The 2055-nt window shown below is 44.2% G+C and carries 3 protein-coding genes; all 3 read left to right on the forward strand.

Going from position 1 to position 2055, the window contains the following annotated elements:
• Positions 1–674: molybdate ABC transporter substrate-binding protein (modA, locus tag QZL64_RS01980; protein ID WP_296309145.1), on the forward strand; the 674-nt coding region annotated here is incomplete at its 5' end.
• A gap of 102 nt (positions 675–776) precedes the next feature.
• A complete protein-coding gene (gene modB / locus QZL64_RS01985; RefSeq protein ID WP_021840378.1) occupies positions 777–1445 on the forward strand; it encodes a molybdate ABC transporter permease subunit in 669 nt (222 codons plus the stop codon).
• Between the two features lie 7 nt (positions 1446–1452).
• The coding region (locus QZL64_RS01990) for an ATP-binding cassette domain-containing protein (protein ID WP_296309148.1) at positions 1453–2055 on the forward strand (603 nt) is incomplete at its 3' end.

Below are 2055 nucleotides of genomic sequence, written 5' to 3' on the forward strand. Positions count from 1 at the left end.
CAGCGGCCAGTTTACAGGCTGCCGCTAATGAATTGAAAGATAATTTTGTGAAATCCCGTCATTTAGATCCTACTCAGATTACACTTAATTTCGGTGGTTCCGGAACCTTGCGCCAACAGATTGAAAGTGGTGCGCCGGCCAGCATTTTTATTTCTGCCGATGAAAAAAATATGGCACAGTTAAAAGAAAAGAATTTAGTGACGAAGGTAAAACCGTTGGTAGAAAACTCTTTGGTATTAATCGTACCTAAAGATAAGTCAAAAATTTCTATCGAACAATTACCTACCGTTAACCGTATAGCTATCGGCACCGTTGAAACTGTACCGGCCGGTAAATATGCTCAACAGACATTGACCAAATTAAACCTTTGGAATCAGGTAGAAAGCAAAATCGTTTACGGCAAAGACGTTAAAGCGGTTGGCGCTTATGTAGCCGAAGGGTCCGCTGATGCCGGGTTTGTATATAAAACCGATGCTATGGACTTGCAAAATCGCGTAGAGGTGGCAGCGGTTGCTCCCAGTGACAGTCATGATGCGATTCGTTATCCAATCGCCATCGTAACGAAATATGACAATGAATTGGCTCAGCAATTTTATGATTATTTAACCAGCAATGAAGCGCAGCAGATTTTACAAAAATATGGCTTCACCAGCGTAGCTAACAGCGCAAAATAAAATGACGAACGGTCATCGACAGAGTATATAAGGACGCATAGGCGGTTCAGGTGATGAACCGCCTATTGTAGATTATAGGGTTCGTTTGAAAGGTTGTGGCGTATGACTCCATTATGGCTGTCATTGGAAGTAGCTTGCATAGCACTATTTAATATAATGGTAGTAGGCTTGTTGCTTTGTTATATATTAAAACGGTATTCGTTTCCCGGTAAGGCATTGATTGATTCCATCGTTACCTTGCCGCTTGTATTGCCACCGGTAGTGGTTGGCTTTATGTTACTTGTTATATTTACACCGGGCAATAGTTTTGGCGCATGGCTCGATGCTAACGGCTGGCAAGTCGTTTTTGCCAAAGCGGGAGCGGTTCTTGCTTCTTCGATTATCGGGTTCCCTTTGTTTTATCAGACGGTGCGTTCTGCTTTGGGGTCCATTGATCCTGCTGTTGAAGATGTAGCCCGCACCTTAGGGGCCTCGGAACTTCGTATATTTTTTACCATATCTATACCGCTCGCGTGGAAAGGTATTTTGACGGGGAGTATCTTGGCTTTTAGTCGTGCTCTGGGCGAATTTGGTGCGACCATTCTGATTGCCGGCAATATTCCGGGGGTTACCCGAACCATGCCGCTGGCGATTTACTCATTGGTAGAATTCGGCGATTATGAAGGGGCGTTTAGCTTGGTCCTTTATATATGCGCTCTCACGTTGGGTTTATTGTGGACGGTTCACTTTATTACTAAAGGTTCTTTGTTCCAGCACCATGAAGAAAGGTAGGCGTCGTATGATAGAATTTGATATTAAAATACAGCGCCCGACTATTCTGGTGCAAGGTAAAGGCATATTGAGCGAAGGCATTACCGCGCTCACCGGGGCTTCCGGGAACGGGAAGTCTACGTTGCTAAAAAGCTTGGCCGGATTAATTAAACCCAAAGCGGGATTCATTAGTCATGATGGAGCGTATTGGTTTCATAAGGAGAAAAATATTTTTGTAAAACCGCAACGCCGTGAAGTGGGCTATATGCCGCAGGGAAATATCGTGTTTCCCCATATGAATGTGGTTCATAATATTACCTATAGCAAACGGGGCGATAAAGAACTGCTTAATCGTATTTTGGAGCGTCTGCATCTGGAACAATATACGCATACGAAGGCAGGTAATCTATCCGGCGGTGAACAGCAACGGGTAGCTCTGGGGCGGGCTTTATATGCTAAACCGTGTATTTTGCTCTTAGACGAGCCCTTATCAGCCTTAGATTGGACATTGCGTGAACAGGTACAGGATGATATTGTGAAAATCATCAAGGAATGGCGTATCCCTTGTTTGTGGGTTACTCATAATGAAGCGGAAGCAAAAGCAGTCGGCGATAGTCGTTGGCAATTTAAA

It is taken from the genome of Veillonella sp. CAG:933, assembly GCF_000431435.1.
GTDB lineage: Bacteria > Bacillota > Negativicutes > Veillonellales > Veillonellaceae > Veillonella_A.